The following is a 16,204-nucleotide window of genomic DNA, read 5'->3' as shown; positions in this document are numbered from 1 at the left end:
AAAAACTCTTGCATAAATTTTGGAAGTAGATACATAAGATAGGTTTTACACTCCTGCAAGTAACAGATTCGAGGAGCCTAGTAAGGAGTGATTGTTCATTTATTTCATAAATTTAGCTGTAAATGTAAAGGATTTACAGTGTTTTACTTATGCTGTCGCTTTATTGGAGTTTTTGTCGAAGCACTTCCTTTTCTAACGATTTCATTGCACAATAAAAATAACTTTAATAGCCCTTTAGGGTGAAGGTGGCGTGGAAATGGGCGAGCACATGATATTATTAGGGAAGCGTCATTTTCTTCATGCACAACAGCAGAATATTCAAGTAAAAGGTTGGAGATTCTGTTTGCCTGCAGGTTGTCGATTCATAGCAACGAGGGATGGCTATCCAGAAAATGACCATGCTATCAGTTTGTTTAAGAAGTCAGAAAAAATAGCACAAATGATCTTGCGCAGATCAAATGGAGAATTTCAATTTATTATGGAAGCAGTATCTAGTGATTATGCAGTAGAAATAATTGGGTTATCAAAAACAGTTGTTTTTCAAGAAAAGTAGGTACAATAGTCTATATGTAACATAGGCACCCCTCATCGGGTGCCTTTCTTTTCGTGGATGTATAACAGCTAGGAATAATTTGTTGGTTGTGTCATAGATTTTAATTTATCAGGCTTTCCTTACCTACAAAATTTTTCAGGTTTATCCACAAATCCATCAATCTAATCAAGGAAGTTTTCTTTACCAGAAAGCTGTCTTGGTGTAACGTAGAGATAAGAGTTTCGCGTGAGAAATGGGTTAGAGGAGGAGTAGCATGAATACACTGCAAATTGGTGATTGTAGGCTAACGTGGATGAGAGGTGGAATGACCCAGTTAGACGGTGGAGCGATGTTTGGAGTTGTCCCAAAGGCTTTGTGGAGTAAACGCTACCCTTCTAATGAACAGAATCAAATTCCACTCCGTTCTGATCCAATTCTTGTACAAGTTCACGGAAAAAATATACTGATCGAATCGGGAATGGGGACAAATCGCTTAAATGAGAAACAAAAACGTAACTTTGGACTGGTTGAAGAATCGGAATTGTCGGAATCTCTTCAAGAAGTCGGGTTACAATGTAACGACATTGATTTGGTCCTAATGACCCACATGCACTATGATCATGCGAACGGATTAGTAAGTGTGGCAGAGGATGGCAGTCTCTATTCCACATTTTTGAATGCTACTATTTATATCAACGAAATTGAATGGAATGAAATGCGATCTCCTAATATCAGGTCTAAAAACACGTATTGGGAGGACAATTGGCGCCCCATCGAGAAGCAGGTTTGCACGTATGCCGACCAGAAAGAGGTTGTTCCAGGCATCAAAATGGTGCATACGGGTGGTCACAGTGATGGACATGCTATTATTTTGTTCGAAAGTAAAGGTGAGAAGGCTTGCCATATGGCAGATATTATGCCTACGCACGCACATCAGAACCCGCTATGGGTCATGGCCTATGATGATTATCCAATGACCTCTATCTATGCGAAGGAAAAGTGGTTGAAGGAAATGATAGCTCAACAAGCGTGGTTTACCTTTTACCATGATGCCAAGTATCGAGCAGTGAAATGGAATGACCAAGGTGAGATGCTTCAATCCATACCCATCCATAATCACTAGTTTTTCCCCCCTCTAAAAGAATAGAGGCAGGTTTTTAATAGGAAGAATGGCGGTGAAACAACATGCAATTGCATCGTACGCAAAGAGTGTGGTATTGGCTTGACTTTATGCTAGTGCTGATCACTTTGTCTCCAATTATTGCGGCGATCGGTTTTTACACCCAAATGCCCGATAAGCTGTTAGTAGCGATGAGGATAGGGGATGAGACCGGATACTATCAGGATAAGCTGCTGTTTCTCCTTGTTTTTAGTCTTGTCAATATCGTTGCCCCCATTTTGTTACGAGCATTTATTACGATTTCTCGCCAACGTGAGCGACAGACGAGACAGATGGAGATTTGCTTTGATTTATTACGAATAGCTCAAGCAGTACTATTTAGTACAATGTATTGCTTATTGATATTGCAAAATTTATTTATTCCGATAGGCCTCGAAATGTATAGCATGATTATAGTAGGCATTGTTTTGTTAGTTTATGGCTATTTGTTGCCGTGGATATCGTATTTGCATCCATTGGGTATGCGTACGTCATGGACTAAAACGGAGCAGGAGGTTTGGGTTCATACTCATCGTAAACTGTCCGTATTCTGGATGCTAACAGGTGTAGTCTATCTGTTATGTCCGTATTTGCCAGGATGGTTGGGCTTATTGTTAATCGTTTCTTCCGTATGCCTAACAATTCTATCTACCTATATATACTCCTACTTATATTTCCGACGAGGAAAAGGAAAACAGAATAAGCCATCCCTAGAAGCTTAGGCTTCGATGGGGATGGCTTTTTTACATCTCATTACAAGTAGGCCTAGGCCTGACGTTTATCTAAAGATAGACGTACAAGCGAAGCCGCTTGAACTAAACCGCCGCCAAAACCGTAAAGAATAGCTGTGTCGTTTTGGTTCATTTGCTCGTTTGATAAAGCCATATCTAAAGCAAGCGGGATAGTAGCGCAGGAGGTATTTCCGAAATATTCCAAACTGTGCAGCGTTCGCTCTAACGGAAATCCGCTTTTTTCGCATATCGACTCAATCATGCGTAAATTAGCGCTGTGTGGCACGAACCAATTTACATCCAATAATGAGAAATTACTTGCCGCAACCAGTTGGTGCATTCCCTGAGGCAATTGAGAGACTACCCACTTATATAATTCCCGACCATTTTGATAGATATTTCCCTTTCCAAGCAGCTCTACATCTCCCATTTGATCAGAAAGACCTGAACGGTATAAATGAATCCCGCCATTACCATGACTGCTCATAAAGGAATGCAGGAAGCTAGGATTCTGTTCATCACGTTCAACAAGTACTGCACCAGCGCCATCCCCAAACAAAACACAGGTATTACGGTCGGAGTAATCAGTCACTTTTGATAATGTCTCTCCGGCTACCACAAGAATTTTTTTATGCAGACCACTGCTTATCAGAGAATTAGCTAGATGTAGTCCATAGACAAAACCAGCACATGTGGCATTTACATCAAGCGCTCCAGCAAAACGAATTGATAGCTTAGCCTGTAGTTGGCTAGCTACACTGGGAAAAGGATAGTCTGGGGTGGTCGTACATACAAGAATGAAATCAACATCCTCTATTTCTTTATCATATGCTTGCTGCAAATGCTGAACAGCTCGTAGGCAAAGATCGCTTGTAAATTGGTCGGGTCCAGCTATGCGTCGCTCTCGCATGCCAGTTCTTCTCACAATCCATTCATCGCTAGTCTCTACTAATTTTTCTAAATCAAAATTAGTGAGCCGCTTGTCTGGAACGTAAGAGCCTATAGCTGTGATACGGGCTTTAGACGACAAAGCAGGCGAGCCAAAATCAGGTGAAGTAGAATTGGAAAAAGAATTCGAGTAAGCCGACATCAATATGACCCCATTTCTTACTTAAATTATTTTAGTATCTGATATTAGTATCAGGTACTAAAATAAGAAAGTCAATAGTTTATCCCCATTACATATTTAGATAATCCTAATCAAATTTTTCATATAGAAGAATAGGGATCAGTCATTGACTTTTCATTTGAATATTCCTACAATTTGGTTTATCACAAAGAGATAAAGATAGATAAAGGGGAGTAAAAAATGAACAGACTACGAGCATACTGGCAAGAATTTCACCCTATAATACACTCCTTACTTATCGGTACGATTTTTGTGCGAGCTGCTAGTTCTATGAGTATGCCATTTTTGGCTATTCATTTATCCAAGACAACTGATCTGAGTCCGGTCATGATTGGAATTACTATTGGGGCTGGTCCTCTGGCATCTACAGTGGGAGGATTTATTGCAGGAACGTTATCTGATTTATTTGGGCGAAGGAGAATTATGCTGTGGGCATTGTATACCTGGGTGCTTGTTTTTTTAGGATTTGCGATTGGAAAAAGCGCAATCTTTTTTATTTTGCTTAACATTTTGGCGGGATTTTGCCGTTCCTTTTACGAGCCTGTATCGCAAGCACTCATGGCAGATTTAACAGAACCAGAGCGACGCTTTCGAGTTTTTTCCATGCGTTATCTGGCTATTAACATTGGTGTTTCCGTGGGTCCTTTGCTTGGGGCATATTTAGCATTACTAGGCGGGGCTCTCCCGTTTATTGTTACGGCCATGATCTATTTGCTCTATGTCATCAGCCTGCAATATTTGTTATATAAATTTGGCATAAAACAAATTGAGGGCCAAAAGAAAGAAAAAATTACATTTGCTTCGGCTTGGAATGTGGTACGTCAGGATGTCGCGTTACGCTACTTTATTGTCGGTGGCATTCTGGTATCAGTGGGCTATTCTCAAATGACTGTAACCCTATCCCAATTCGTTCAGGGAATGTTCGTTGACGGAGCCATCCTATTTTCATATCTGATGAGCTTAAATGCCATAGTGGTGGTTGCTTTGCAGCTTCCCTTATCCAGATGGGCCGAAAAAAGGACCCCGTTGTTTAGTCTTGTAACGGGAACCATCATGTATGCGATGGGGTTGTTAGGCTTCGGGATTTCATCGAGTTGGCTAACTTTTATGATTTCCATGTGCATCTTTACCATTGGGGAGATTTTAACCTTCCCTGCTTCCACCGTTTTTATTGACTATTTAGCACCTGAGGGGATGCGAGGAACTTATTTTGGCACCCAAAGCTTTCATAATTTAGGACAATTTTTAGGGCCGGTGCTAGGAGGATATATACTGGGGGTATACAATGGAACAATTATGTTTACGGTTATCTCCTGTATCACGCTTTTCAGTATTTTGTTCTATACTCTGGGACGCAACTGCTATACTGCTCGTACAGGTCAAGCTATGACGATGACTCGGTAGGAAAATGAATACAAATAAAAAAACTGTCGGGGGAGCAAGAGGCCTCGACAGTTTTGTATATAAGTAGAATCGTCATCAATCGATTTATTTAATGGCCTGCATAATTCGATCGGCTATCCGTTCATATCCAGCATGATTCGGATGGAAATGGTCCGTGTATAGATAGGCCTTCTCCTTGTTCCAAAATAAGTCGTAGGAGGGGATCACCAGCACGTTAGGATAACGGGCTGAGATAGTGGTTGCTTCATTATTCCACTCCTGAACATGCGTACTTGATTCTTGTTTGAACTCTGTATCGCCAAAGGGATTATAGAGAGAGGTATAAAAAATGGGTGCTTCTGGATTTATAGATCGAATTTGTTTTACAATGGCTTCATAGTTGATAGTAAGCTGGGTTGAAGCGTCCAATAGTTTTTCAAGATCAAATTCAAATATACCGCCGCTTTGGCGAAACAAATCATTCCCCCCAATCGTAAACAATATGAGGTTAGCTTCAGAAATCAGGCGCTTAACATTCGTTTGTTTCAGTTGGTTCACTACATCTCCTGATTCACTGCCACTGATAGCTAGATTGCTTAGCTGAATGCTTTGATTGCGCGCCTTTTCAGCCTTTTGCTTCAAAATTCCAATATAGCCTAATCCGCTTGAATCTCCTAACCCACGTGTTAAGGAGTCACCCAGCGCTACCACTTTTAATGTGCCTGTAGTGGGCAGGATAGCAGGGGGAGGAGCTTCTGGTGTTTGGTCTTCATTGGGGGTCTGAAGCTCAGATGTGCTTTTATCAGCTAAATGCACTGGCGTAAACGCAAAGCAGAAGCCGACTAATAGAGCAAAAAAAGATAAGCAAGCCAGTAGCAGAAGCCATTTCGTTAACGGATGTTTTTTAGAGCTAAGCACAGAGAACCTCCTTATTGAGCAGGTATTCTTGTTACACTGTACTTCTATTGTACCATTCTAATTGGTGATCAAACCAGAGAGGCTCATGTGGGAGAAAAAGCATGAGGAAGCTTTCCTTGTGAAAGAATAAGAAATCCTCTGCTTATAAATATAAGAGAGAAAGGTGGGAGACATGTGGCAGACGCAGTTCTTTCTGTTGCTCGTTTACAAAAATCAATAAAGAAAAAACGACTGATCCATGATATTACCTTTGATGTGCGAGCGGGGGAGGTATTTGGTTTTCTTGGACCTAATGGAGCTGGAAAAACAACCACGATTCGTATGTTGGTCGGGCTTACCAAACCTGATGGAGGAGAGATAAAAATCGGTGGGTATTCTTTACAAAACCATTTTTTGAAGGCAATTGATCAGGTCGGATGTATTGTGGAGAACCCTGAATTATACCCCTTTCTAACAGGCCAAGAGAACTTAGAAATGCTTGCCCGAATGAGTAAAAAGGTAAGCTCTGATAGAATTCGTGAAGTTGTAGAGCAAGTGGAGCTGACGGAAGCGATTCACGAACAGGTAAAAACATATTCGTTAGGTATGCGTCAGCGTTTAGGAATTGCACAAGCATTGCTACATCGTCCCCGCTTACTTATCTTAGATGAACCTACCAACGGATTAGACCCGGCAGGTATTCGTGAATTGAGGCAGTTCATACGCCGCTTAGCGCTAGAAGAGAGGATCGGCGTCTTTATATCCAGTCATATGCTTAGTGAGATTGAGCTTATGTGTGATCGGGTAGCCATTATTAATAAGGGACGAGTTATATCAGTTGGCCACGTTAAAGAATTAATGGAGCAATTTGCGGATCAGGTGAATTGGAAATTTAGAGACAATAGTTTGCCGAAAGCTGTTGAGCTAATGCAGGCAAGCCCCTATGTATATGAACTTATAGCTTTGTCAGACGGCAGAGTGAAGTGTCGAATGGAAACGGACAAAATAGCTGAGGTTAACCGTTCTCTTATCCATGCAGGAGTAGATGTTATTGGCATTGAAGAAAAGGCTGTTACATTGGAAGACCTTTTCCTTACACTAACCCAAGATGAATCAGTAGATGAGGAGGGGAAGCATGCTTGATCTGGTATATAACGAGAGCTTAAAGCTAGTCAGACGCAAACGCTTCTATGTAGTCGTCCTCATATTGCTTATTTTGATTCCGTTGTTTACATATGCGCAATACCAATCAGTAGAGGTGGCTCGGGCACAAATTGGTACCGATGACTGGCGCACCATTCTTCAACAAAAGATAGTAGATACTCAAAATAGATTGGCTTCCACTCGCATCCCTCCCGAATGGAAGGATTTTCTGAAAACCCAATTACAGTTGCAACAGTATTATTTAGATCATGATATTGATCCGTCAGCGCCAGGGGCCGTTACATTTGCACGTGGATTTATGGATCAAGCTGTTGGACTGTTTCTACCGATGATTATTGTGATTTTAGCAGTTGATCTCGTATCTTCAGAATTTAGTGAAGGGACAATTAAACTGTTGCTGACAAGGCCAGTCAAACGTTGGAAGATCCTAACGAGTAAATATATAACACTCCTTTTGTTCACTTCCTTGACCTTATTGTTATCTCTGGTACTAGCGTATCTTATCTCAGGAGTTGTCTTTGGTTATGGAGGGTGGACGATGCCTGTTTTAACCGGCTTTAAAGCGACAGGAGAAGTCTTACAAACCTCACAGGTATTTGTATTAGATCAATGGAAATATATTTTGATGCAATATGGATTAGGCTGGTTCGTTTGTGTAGTGGTAGGTACAATATCGTTGATGATCTCTGTCTTGGTGAGAAGCACAGCGGCTGGCATGGGGATTATGATGGCTGCTCTTATTAGTGGGGCTATTTTAACTCAAATGGCCTCTACGTGGGAACAAGCGAAGTACTTGTTTAATGTAAATTTACAGCTTACGACGTATTTAGCGGGGAGCTTGCCACCTATTAAAGGCATGAGCCTACCCTTTTCTCTTGGAGTATTATCTGTTTGGGGAGTTGCTTCTTTAGTGATTGCCTATGTAGTATTTACTAGACAAGATGTTACGTAATGTAAGATATAATCAAAAACCCTCTAACCATCGTTTGGGACTGACCCCCGTTTGTAGGACAGGGATCAAAACACCTTACATGTTTAAGCAGCCAGTCGTCGGAATTCAACCGGCGACTGGTTGCTTAGTTTTGTTTGAATGCGAATTGAGTTATAGTAAGAGATATATTCTCGAACGGTCTGTTCAACGATTGCCGTCGTTGTACAGGTTAACCCTTCGAGGATGAACGTTTCCGACTTGAGGCAGGCGTGAAACGATTCAATCGGGGCATTATCAGCAGGTGTTCCCTTCCGGGACATACTCATGGTAATGCCTCTTTCCTTTACAGCTAATTGATAAGCCGACGATGTATAGACTGACCCTTGATCACTATGCAACATGCATTGCTCCAGTGGTGGAAGTTGTTGCAACGTATCTAAAACAAAGGTAGTATCTTGCGTGTCTCCAATATTGTAGGCGATGATCTCGCCATTGTATAAGTCCATGATACTGGATAAGTACAACATTTTTCCGCCGTAAGGCAGGTAAGTAATGTCTGTAACGAGCTTCTGTAGCGGATGATTCGCCTGAAAATCCCGTTTTAGAAGATGATCCGCAACCTGTATCGGTTGTCCGATTCTCTTACGCTTTTTTACTTTGACTCGACATTGCAATCCTTCCTCCCTCATAATACGTTGCACTCGCTTATGATTAATTTGCATCACTCGTCGCAAAAGTGCAGTGATTTTACGGTATCCATAACGAAAGCGATGTTCCTGACACAATCTTCGGATATGGGAAACCAAAGGATTCAGAACCTGTACGTCTACTTGTTTTCTCCATCGATAGTACGTAGAGCGAGAAATTCCGAGCCACTGGCATGCTAATTGCGTAGATACTTCTCCCTTTATCTCGTTCATCCATTGAACTACTACTTCTGGTGACACCTCCTTTCCCACTCCCTGTACTTTTTTAAAACATCAAGTTGTTGTTTTAAGAACCTATTTTCTTGTTTCAATTTCTCCAACTCTGATGTAAATTCCGCCCCTTTCCCATACGTGTACTGTTTACCTACAGGTTGCTCAAAACGATGTGTCTCGCCATTTCTGTACCATCGCATCCATGTTTTAAGTTGTGTTTTGTTTTTAATACAAAGCTGATCCATCACTTCTTTCACGGGGATACCAGCCAATCTCATCTCAACAGCCTTCATCTTAATTTCCATAGGGTAACTCACTCTCGTTGCCAAAGAAAAAACACCTCCAGGTTACTTCCATATCTTACGACATGGTTGCATTCTCTTGAAGGTGTTTTGATTTGTCTCACGTTATGGGGTCAGTCCCTTTTATCTTTGGCTAGAGGGTTTTTGATTGTTTTGGGTAGACAGCATCAAGCTATGACCAATTCATAGTTTTTACAGTATCCATTAAATCCTGTAAGCTCATTCCTTTTGCTGTTGCAATTACATAGAGCTGTTGGGAGGATTTCGTGGTAATAAGGTGAACTGCATGCTGCATTGTATTTTTTTCTTGAGAGTCGAAAGTTACTCCGATTGCTTTATCAGTACCGACATAGAAAATTTGTGGAGATCCAGCAAAGGTTCCTGGAATGGACAAAGTACGTTTTTGCGTGTCATTGCGCAGTACCTCTAGCTTAAGCTGAGCATCACCATGTCGATAGATAGCTGTTTGAGAAGTGACATGTTTACTTGTTTCTGATTCGTAATGAATAGCAACAGAAGCAAGCTTAAAATCTGCTTTGACTATACCTGCGAGCGGCATATCCGAGGCTTGTTTTGCCTTTTCCAAGGAGGTAAAGCTGGAGAAGGTTTGAGGTTTCTCTTTTTCCTTCTCTGTCTCTTGGGTGAACATTTCGCTTGTTGCTTCACCAATTGACTCTACCTCGGATTCGTCTACGGATGGTGTTTCAGTCGCCGTTAAGGATTTATTTAGACTTGCTGCGCCTCCTTGATTTTCAGAGGGTGCCACTGCTATGTCATGTAATTTTTCGGATTGATCAGAGGATGTAGACTTTGAGCCTGGATCTTGATCAGCTTTGTTCTCTGTTGTCCCAGAAGCTGTTACCGTATGCTCCTTGGATGCTGCTTGCATTGGAGATAGCGAGCGTGAAGCGAGCAGAGAAGGCGAAGCTGGCTTATTATTTTGTGCTTGTTGAACGGGTTGTTTACCATTATCAAGCATAGCGATTGTTGAGTCTGCGGAAGGGGCTTGGGATTTCTTTGCTTGAGCTACCGCAGTATCTTTGTCGCTTCTAGCTGGCTTGGTGTCTTGTCTCTCAGGTGTTCCTTCGGCTTTTTTCATGCTAGGTGGAGTTGCTTGTAATTTTTCTTGAGATGCAGCTTTTGGCTCGGCTGCTTGTGCTTGAGTCTCAGGTGATCCGCTCTCGATAGGAGCTTGCTTAGCGTTACTTTGAGGTGTCTTTGCCATGTAGGAGGTTGACCCCTCAGACATTGGTGCATAAGCTACCTGTGGAGAAGGCAATTGCTCCGTACCAGTATTATCAGCGCTACCTGTAAAACCTCCATTTAAAGCTTGAACGCCTACAAGTCCCATGACCAAAAGGACACTAGCGGCTCCCAAGACAGGATACGAAAAGAATCGAAAGCGTTTTGCTTTGGACGGTTTGCTACTTTCTGGTATTTCATTAGCTACTGCAAGCGGAATGATCCCCGGCTCTGTTTTTTCAGATTGACTAGAACCTCCATGGTGTTGGGGAGCGGCATATATTTTATTCATAATGTTATCTTCTAGGTCAATGGAAGGTTGTGGAATCTCTTTTAGGAACAGGTTTTCCTCTCTAGATGACCATTCATTCTCTAGCCAAGCCAAGCATTCATCACAGGTTTCTAAATGGGAAAGAGCGATATCGTCGTCAACAGTGTTAGTCCATTTTGCCTTAAATTCCTGGCAATTCATGTACGAGTCCTCCTTCCATTTTCGTTAACACTTTGGCAAATTCTTGCCTTGCTCGTAAATATCGAACCCGTGCTGTAGACTCTGCTACCCCAAGCAGGGAAGCTATTTTATCAAAGGGATATTCGTGCGTACAACGAAGCACAATAACTTCTTTATAGGAGTCAGATAGCTGTTCGAAAGCTTCGGCGATGGTCTTCTGTTGTTCTTTTCGCAAAAGCGATTCCTGTGGTAATTCATTCTGTACTCCTGAAGGGACGAAAGCCAATTGTTCATCCGTATCATGGAACTTCCGGCGCCGGAGAAAGTCAATGGTACGATTCCTTGCTAAAGTATGGAGCCATGTTGATAGTTGACTTTCACCTCGATAGGTGTTCAGCTTTTCGTAGGCTTTGATAAATACCTCTTGGGTCAGGTCTTCAGCGTCTGCCTTGTTGTTTACCATCTTATATATGAAGATATAGATCATATGCTGGTATTTTTGAATAATGTCACGAAAAGCTTCGACGTCCCCTTGCAAAACCTGTTGTACAATTTCACTGTCGGCTTGCATCGAAGTATTGCCTCCCTTCACTTCATCTGACGATACGTTGTTTTCAAACGTTTCAGTTAGTCTTTTTGAATTTTATCCATAAATATTTCCAGTGTTCTTCCATGATTAAACGGTATGGATAGTCATAGTAAAAAGCTGATGCATGTAAAGATTCCATCCCATTCTAACATTTTTTAAAGAAAAAAAACGTTACAAAAACTAGGAAAGGATTGGGACATATCTCACGCTTTACCCTCCAAGATTTTCAGGCTCTTCATCAGGTTCTATGATTTGATAGTGATAACCTTGTTCTAATAGAAACATTTGGCGTTTGCTCGCAAATTCCTGTTCACGGGTATCTCGTGACACCAGTGTATAAAAATAGGCTTGGTTGGTTGCCTTAGGACGCAAGATACGACCCAATCGCTGAGCTTCCTCCTGTCTAGAACCAAATGTACCTGAGATTTGAATCGCAACATTAGCATCAGGTAAGTCTACAGCAAAGTTGGCGACTTTAGATATTACTAGCTGTTTGATTTCTCCACGCTTAAACATCTCATAATAGCGACCCCGGTCTTCCTCAGGTGTTTTACCTGTAATGAGCGGTAAGCCTAGCGTGTTGGCCACCAATTCTAATTGTTTGATGTACTGACCAATAATGAGGATATGATCGTCTTTATGCTGCCTCAGCAATTTTTGCACCCAGTTCACCTTAATCGGATTCTCTGCTGCTAGTCGATATTTCTCACGTGTGCCGGAAAAGGCGTAGGCCTCGCGATAAATAGAAGGAAGTGGTAGTCTGACTTCCTTACAGAAGGCCGTTGCGATCCAGCCCTGAGCTTCTAACGCTTTCCATGGCATTTCGTATTTTTTGGGGCCGATTAGGGAAAAGACTTCATCTTCTTTTCCATCCTCACGTACTAGAGTAGCGGTTAATCCTAACCTCCGTTTGGCCTGAATGCTTGAGGTCATCTTGAAAATAGGAGCAGGGAGCATGTGAACCTCGTCGTAAATGATTAGTCCCCAGTTATAATCCGTAAATAAATTCATATGGGGAAACTCTTCTGAGCCACGCTGTCTTGAAGTCACCATTTGATAGGTGGTAACGGTAACAGGTCGCACCTCTTTTTGTTCACCAGTATATTCGCCTACCATGTCGGCGGTTAGAGTGGTTTTCGTTATGATTTCGTTGATCCATTGTCGGACAGATGTTGTACTTGTTGTTAAGATGAGAGTCGCCGTCTCAAAGCGTGACATGGTACCAATTCCAATAATGGTTTTCCCGGCTCCACAGGGCAAGCACAAAACACCACTGCCACCGTAAGCAGTACCATTGGCATAAAAGGCATCCACGGCAGCTAGCTGATAGTCTCGCAGGGAAAAAGGAGTTCCTGTATTATCGCAGGGGACAAGCTCCATCGGGCACGGTTCGCCCTCCTGATAGCCGGCTAAATCCTGCACGGGATAGCCAAGCTTAATAAGAGCCTGTTTTACTAGTCCACGTGAGTACGGCTTCAGTATATACAGACTCTCCGAACGTTTTTCTTCTATATAAGGCTGCATAGATTGATAGCCCATAACTTCTGCCAGAATAAGAGGGTCTACACTTGTCAGTCCGATTTGATCCTCGTAGGTATGCATCTGGATCAATCCGTATCTCGAAAAGGCTCTTTTAACCTCATCTGCAACAGAAGGGGGCAGTCCATATTTACTGTAGCGGCTGAGTGTTTCAAGGATTTGCTCTGCTTGTAGCTGACTTGCCGCTGCATTCCACAAAGAAAGTGGAGTTAGACGGTAAGTATGTATATATTCTGGGCTTTTAATAAGCTCAGCAAAGCCACTAATCGCTTGTCTTGCTTCATCAAATAAGGGATTCTCCACTTCTACTAAAATGCTCCGATCACTTTGTACAATTAGTGGTAAATGGGGTTGAAAAGACACGGTCGTCACCTCATAGCGGTATCAATATTGCCAATGGTACCATATTTGGGGACGAAAGGGAAAAGCAGGGGAGAGCTATCATTTTGATTCAAAATCAGGGGCTCAGGTTACAATAGAAATACCTTTATAGAGAGAGGAGGGAAGAATGTGGCATCAGGTAGCATTCTTGGGACAAGCATTAATTTATTGTTTGTTCTATTTCTTGTTTTCCTAAATGGGTTCTTTGTAGCCACCGAATTCGCTCTGGTAAAAATACGTGAATCTCGAATTACTCAGCTTGTAGCAGAAGGCAATGTAAAGGCTAGATTAGTTGATACATTATTACATCAGCTAGATGCTTATTTATCCGCAACTCAATTGGGAATTACGCTTGCTTCTCTAGGATTGGGCTGGATTGGAGAGCCAGCGATCGCGCACTTATTGCATCCCGTTTTTTCATATGCAGGGATTACAGAGCCATGGAAGAGCTCGATATCCGTTGTGATTGGATTTTTGATCATTACATTCTTACATATCGTATTAGGAGAGCTGGCACCTAAATCATTGGCTATACAACGTCCTGAACAAATTTCTTTATTTGTAGCACGTCCCATGCAGTTGTTTTATAAGGTAATGTTTCCCTTTATTAAGCTGTTAAATGGAGCAGCCTCCAAAATTTTACGTTTGTTTGGTATTGAACCGGTATCTGAGCATGAAGCGGCACATACAGAAGAAGAAATTCGGATTTTAGTCAATGAAAGCCACAAAAGTGGGTTAATTGATAACACCGAATTAATGCTAGTAGACAATATCTTTGAATTCTCGGAAACAACAGCTCGCGAAATCATGGTACCTCGAACAGATATGGTTGTTCTCGATATTAGAGACAGCTTTGAGGATAATTTAGATATTGTGAGTACAGGGAGATTTACCCGTTATCCAGTGGTAAATGGGGATAAGGATCATGTGGTTGGAATTTTGCATATTAAAGACATTTTAACCTATGCTTTAAAGGAAATAGAGAAGGAGCGACATTTAAGTGATTTATTACGTCCTGTTTTATCTGTACCAGAGACCATTTCTATCAGTCATTTGTTAACCATGCTACAAAAACAACGGAGTCAAGTCGCCATCTTAATAGATGAATATGGTGGGACTGCTGGATTACTTACACTTGAAGACATTGTGGAGGAAATTGTTGGAGACATTCAGGATGAATTTGATGATGAGCGACCTGAGATCGAGCAATTTAAACAGAAGGAGGAAAGCATCGTTTCTTTTGATGGGCGTATGTTGCTCGAAGAAGTAAACGCATATCTCAACATACAGCTAGATACCGCAGAAGTAGATACGATCGCTGGCTGGATTTACACAAAAATCACCCATCCTCCGACCTTAGGCATGAAAGTGATAGAGGAAGGGTATGAATTTGAAGTTGGAGAAGTGAATCATTTACGTATTACTCGTGTCTTTGTTAAAAAAATGATAAAAGATAACAAAGAAGCATAAGCCATCAAGCAGGTCCCTGCATAGGATATCAAATAGACATGATATTCGTGGAGGGGCTTTTGTGTATAAGATTATTTCATTTCCCAAAACGCTTGGTTATAGTATCTGTGCCAAAAAATTAAAAGAAAATCAATCCATCATGCCCTCAGTTAGGCATTGTGAATCTGTTGGTTGCTTCTTAGTGGCGCAGGACGAGTTTGAAAAATTAACCAAATTAATTGGCCGTGAAGGATATACCGTATCAAATGAAGTCCAGGTGCGCTTACACAGTAAGGAAAGTAAGAAAAACAAGGAAAGTAAGGAAAGCAAGGAAAGCAAGGAAAGCAAGGAAAGCAAGGAAAGCAAGGGAAGCAAGGGAAGTAAGGAAAGTAAGGAAAGTAATGGGAGTAAGGTGAGTAAGAAAAGTAAGGAGAATAAGGATCATAAGGAGAATAAGGATCATAAAGATCATAAAGAAGAAATTCCATGGGGGGTAGAGCATATAGGGGCTCCTGCCCTGTGGCATGTAACAAAGGGTAAGGGAATTAAAGTTGCCGTGATTGATACTGGTATTTCATCGTCCCATCCAGATTTGAAGGGACAGATAAAAGGAAAAGTGTCAGTGATAGCTGGGGCGGGACGGTTTAATATGGGAGGACACGGTACGCATGTGGCGGGAACTATAGCGGCTGTAGCCAATAATCGGGGGATTGTTGGCATTGCTCCCGAGGTTGATCTTTATGATGTGCAAGCGTTTGGAGCGGAAGGAACAGCTAATATCAGTGACATCATAGCCGGGATCAATTGGGCTATCGAGCAGAAGGTGGATATTATTAACATGAGCTTTGGAACGAGTGAGGATCATCCTGCTTTCCATCAAGCCTTACGTGTAGCCTCCAGAAATGGAATCATACTCGTAGCGTCCGCAGGGAATAATGGTAGGGGTCTGGAATATCCCGCTGCCTATCGTGAAGTAATCGCGGTAGGTGCGATCAACCAACAAGCAAAGCTAGCTGAATTTAGCGCGAGAGGCAGAGGAATGAATACAGTTGCCCCTGGTGTTGGCATTAAATCTACCTGGCTCAATAAAGGGTATCGTACGTTGGACGGTACTTCTATGGCGGCTGCTCATATTTCGGGACTATATGCTTTACGTCTAGCGCAACAACGTACCAGAGCCATGAATCGCTTCAACAAAAGAGCGAATAATCGTTCGTATAAGCAAATAACTAATCAGGGAGAAGGACTTGAAGAAAATCACGTAAGGAAACATAAAAAGAAACATGAAAAGAACTTTGAAAAAGACCATGAAAAAAACCAAGCACATACCTTCGAGAATGAATCTGCACCCATCCGTCAAAACAGATTCGATCTTCTTTCTCTATTTAAGAGACGCTGATATGCA

The 16,204-nt window shown here is 41.9% G+C and carries 14 protein-coding genes; 8 read left to right on the top strand and 6 right to left on the bottom strand.

Features of this window, described 5'->3' with window-relative positions; translation table 11 throughout:
• The first annotated feature begins 256 nt into the window (after positions 1-256).
• The 3 genes from GOP56_RS11615 (at position 257) to GOP56_RS11605 (ending at position 2,413) form a co-directional block, all read left to right on the top strand.
• Positions 257-553, top strand: coding sequence for a hypothetical protein (locus GOP56_RS11615; protein ID WP_003340054.1), 297 nt, complete (start codon positions 257-259; stop codon positions 551-553).
• 253 nt (positions 554-806) lie between these two features.
• Complete coding sequence (locus GOP56_RS11610) at positions 807-1,655, top strand: YtnP family quorum-quenching lactonase (protein ID WP_163245674.1); 849 nt, start codon at positions 807-809, stop codon at positions 1,653-1,655.
• A gap of 62 nt (positions 1,656-1,717) precedes the next feature.
• Complete coding sequence (locus GOP56_RS11605) at positions 1,718-2,413, top strand: SdpI family protein (RefSeq protein WP_003340050.1); 696 nt, start codon at positions 1,718-1,720, stop codon at positions 2,411-2,413.
• A 43-nt stretch (positions 2,414-2,456) separates the two neighbouring features.
• On the opposite strand, the gene GOP56_RS11600 is transcribed toward GOP56_RS11605, so the two are convergent.
• Positions 2,457-3,512: a ketoacyl-ACP synthase III gene (locus GOP56_RS11600; protein WP_163245673.1), complete on the bottom strand. Its 1,056-nt coding sequence runs from the start codon at positions 3,510-3,512 to the stop codon at positions 2,457-2,459.
• 219 nt (positions 3,513-3,731) lie between these two features.
• Here GOP56_RS11600 and GOP56_RS11595 point away from each other — a divergent pair, with 219 nt between their 5' ends.
• Positions 3,732-4,955 (top strand): MDR family MFS transporter, encoded by a 1,224-nt coding sequence (locus GOP56_RS11595; protein ID WP_163245672.1) that lies wholly within the window; start codon positions 3,732-3,734, stop codon positions 4,953-4,955.
• A gap of 84 nt (positions 4,956-5,039) precedes the next feature.
• Here the strand turns inward: GOP56_RS11595 and GOP56_RS11590 are convergent, their stop codons facing one another.
• On the bottom strand, positions 5,040-5,852 hold the full coding sequence (locus GOP56_RS11590; RefSeq protein ID WP_163245671.1) for a GDSL-type esterase/lipase family protein: 813 nt from the start codon (positions 5,850-5,852) through the stop codon (positions 5,040-5,042).
• A gap of 174 nt (positions 5,853-6,026) precedes the next feature.
• On the opposite strand from GOP56_RS11590, the gene GOP56_RS11585 reads away from it, so the two are divergent.
• Positions 6,027-6,974, top strand: a complete 948-nt coding sequence (locus GOP56_RS11585) for an ABC transporter ATP-binding protein (protein WP_003338755.1) — start codon at positions 6,027-6,029, stop codon at positions 6,972-6,974.
• Positions 6,967-7,947, top strand: coding sequence for an ABC transporter permease (locus GOP56_RS11580; protein WP_003338756.1), 981 nt, complete (start codon positions 6,967-6,969; stop codon positions 7,945-7,947). The genes GOP56_RS11585 and GOP56_RS11580 overlap by 8 nt, the downstream gene beginning before the upstream one ends.
• A gap of 83 nt (positions 7,948-8,030) precedes the next feature.
• On the opposite strand, the gene GOP56_RS11575 is transcribed toward GOP56_RS11580, so the two are convergent.
• The 4 genes from GOP56_RS11575 to GOP56_RS11560 all read right to left on the bottom strand — a co-directional run bounded on the left by GOP56_RS11575 (position 8,031) and on the right by GOP56_RS11560 (position 13,332).
• A protein-coding gene (locus GOP56_RS11575) for an IS3 family transposase (protein WP_163244340.1) occupies positions 8,031-9,175 on the bottom strand; the annotation gives its coding sequence in 2 pieces (ribosomal slippage) (positions 8,031-8,902 and positions 8,902-9,175; 1,146 coding nt in all).
• A gap of 145 nt (positions 9,176-9,320) precedes the next feature.
• The gene (locus GOP56_RS11570; protein WP_163245670.1) at positions 9,321-10,862 is read right to left on the bottom strand and encodes a hypothetical protein; all 1,542 of its coding nucleotides are present in this window, start codon (positions 10,860-10,862) and stop codon (positions 9,321-9,323) included.
• Positions 10,843-11,412, bottom strand: a complete 570-nt coding sequence (locus GOP56_RS11565) for an RNA polymerase sigma factor (RefSeq protein ID WP_003338758.1) — start codon at positions 11,410-11,412, stop codon at positions 10,843-10,845. The genes GOP56_RS11570 and GOP56_RS11565 overlap by 20 nt, the downstream gene beginning before the upstream one ends.
• 228 nt (positions 11,413-11,640) lie before the next feature.
• Positions 11,641-13,332 carry a DNA repair helicase XPB gene (locus GOP56_RS11560; RefSeq protein ID WP_003340044.1) on the bottom strand — a complete coding sequence of 564 codons (1,692 nt, stop codon included), beginning with the start codon at positions 13,330-13,332 and terminating at the stop codon, positions 11,641-11,643.
• Between the two features lie 147 nt (positions 13,333-13,479).
• Between GOP56_RS11560 and GOP56_RS11555 the strand changes: the two genes are divergently transcribed.
• Entirely contained in the window at positions 13,480-14,820 is a 1,341-nt protein-coding gene (locus GOP56_RS11555) for a hemolysin family protein (protein WP_003338761.1), read from the top strand.
• 61 nt (positions 14,821-14,881) lie between these two features.
• On the top strand, positions 14,882-16,198 hold the full coding sequence (locus GOP56_RS11550; protein ID WP_163245669.1) for a S8 family peptidase: 1,317 nt from the start codon (positions 14,882-14,884) through the stop codon (positions 16,196-16,198).
• The last annotated feature ends 6 nt before the right edge of the window (positions 16,199-16,204 follow it).

This window comes from Brevibacillus sp. 7WMA2, assembly GCF_010748895.1.
GTDB lineage: Bacteria > Bacillota > Bacilli > Brevibacillales > Brevibacillaceae > Brevibacillus_B > Brevibacillus_B halotolerans.
The sequence above is the reverse complement of the archived record's forward strand: the minus strand, read 5'-3'. Positions and strand labels throughout refer to the sequence as shown.

Bases quoted from the DNA above. Each gene is read 5' to 3' on its own strand.
- GOP56_RS11615 (WP_003340054.1), top strand. From the start codon at position 257: ATGGGCGAGCACATGATATTATTAGGGAAGCGTCATTTTCTTCATGCA.
- GOP56_RS11610 (WP_163245674.1), top strand. From the start codon at position 807: ATGAATACACTGCAAATTGGTGATTGTAGGCTAACGTGGATGAGAGGT.
- GOP56_RS11605 (WP_003340050.1), top strand. From the start codon at position 1,718: ATGCAATTGCATCGTACGCAAAGAGTGTGGTATTGGCTTGACTTTATG.
- GOP56_RS11600 (WP_163245673.1), bottom strand. From the start codon at position 3,512: ATGTCGGCTTACTCGAATTCTTTTTCCAATTCTACTTCACCTGATTTT.
- GOP56_RS11595 (WP_163245672.1), top strand. From the start codon at position 3,732: ATGAACAGACTACGAGCATACTGGCAAGAATTTCACCCTATAATACAC.
- GOP56_RS11580 (WP_003338756.1), top strand. From the start codon at position 6,967: ATGCTTGATCTGGTATATAACGAGAGCTTAAAGCTAGTCAGACGCAAA.
- GOP56_RS11570 (WP_163245670.1), bottom strand. From the start codon at position 10,862: ATGAATTGCCAGGAATTTAAGGCAAAATGGACTAACACTGTTGACGAC.
- GOP56_RS11565 (WP_003338758.1), bottom strand. From the start codon at position 11,412: ATGCAAGCCGACAGTGAAATTGTACAACAGGTTTTGCAAGGGGACGTC.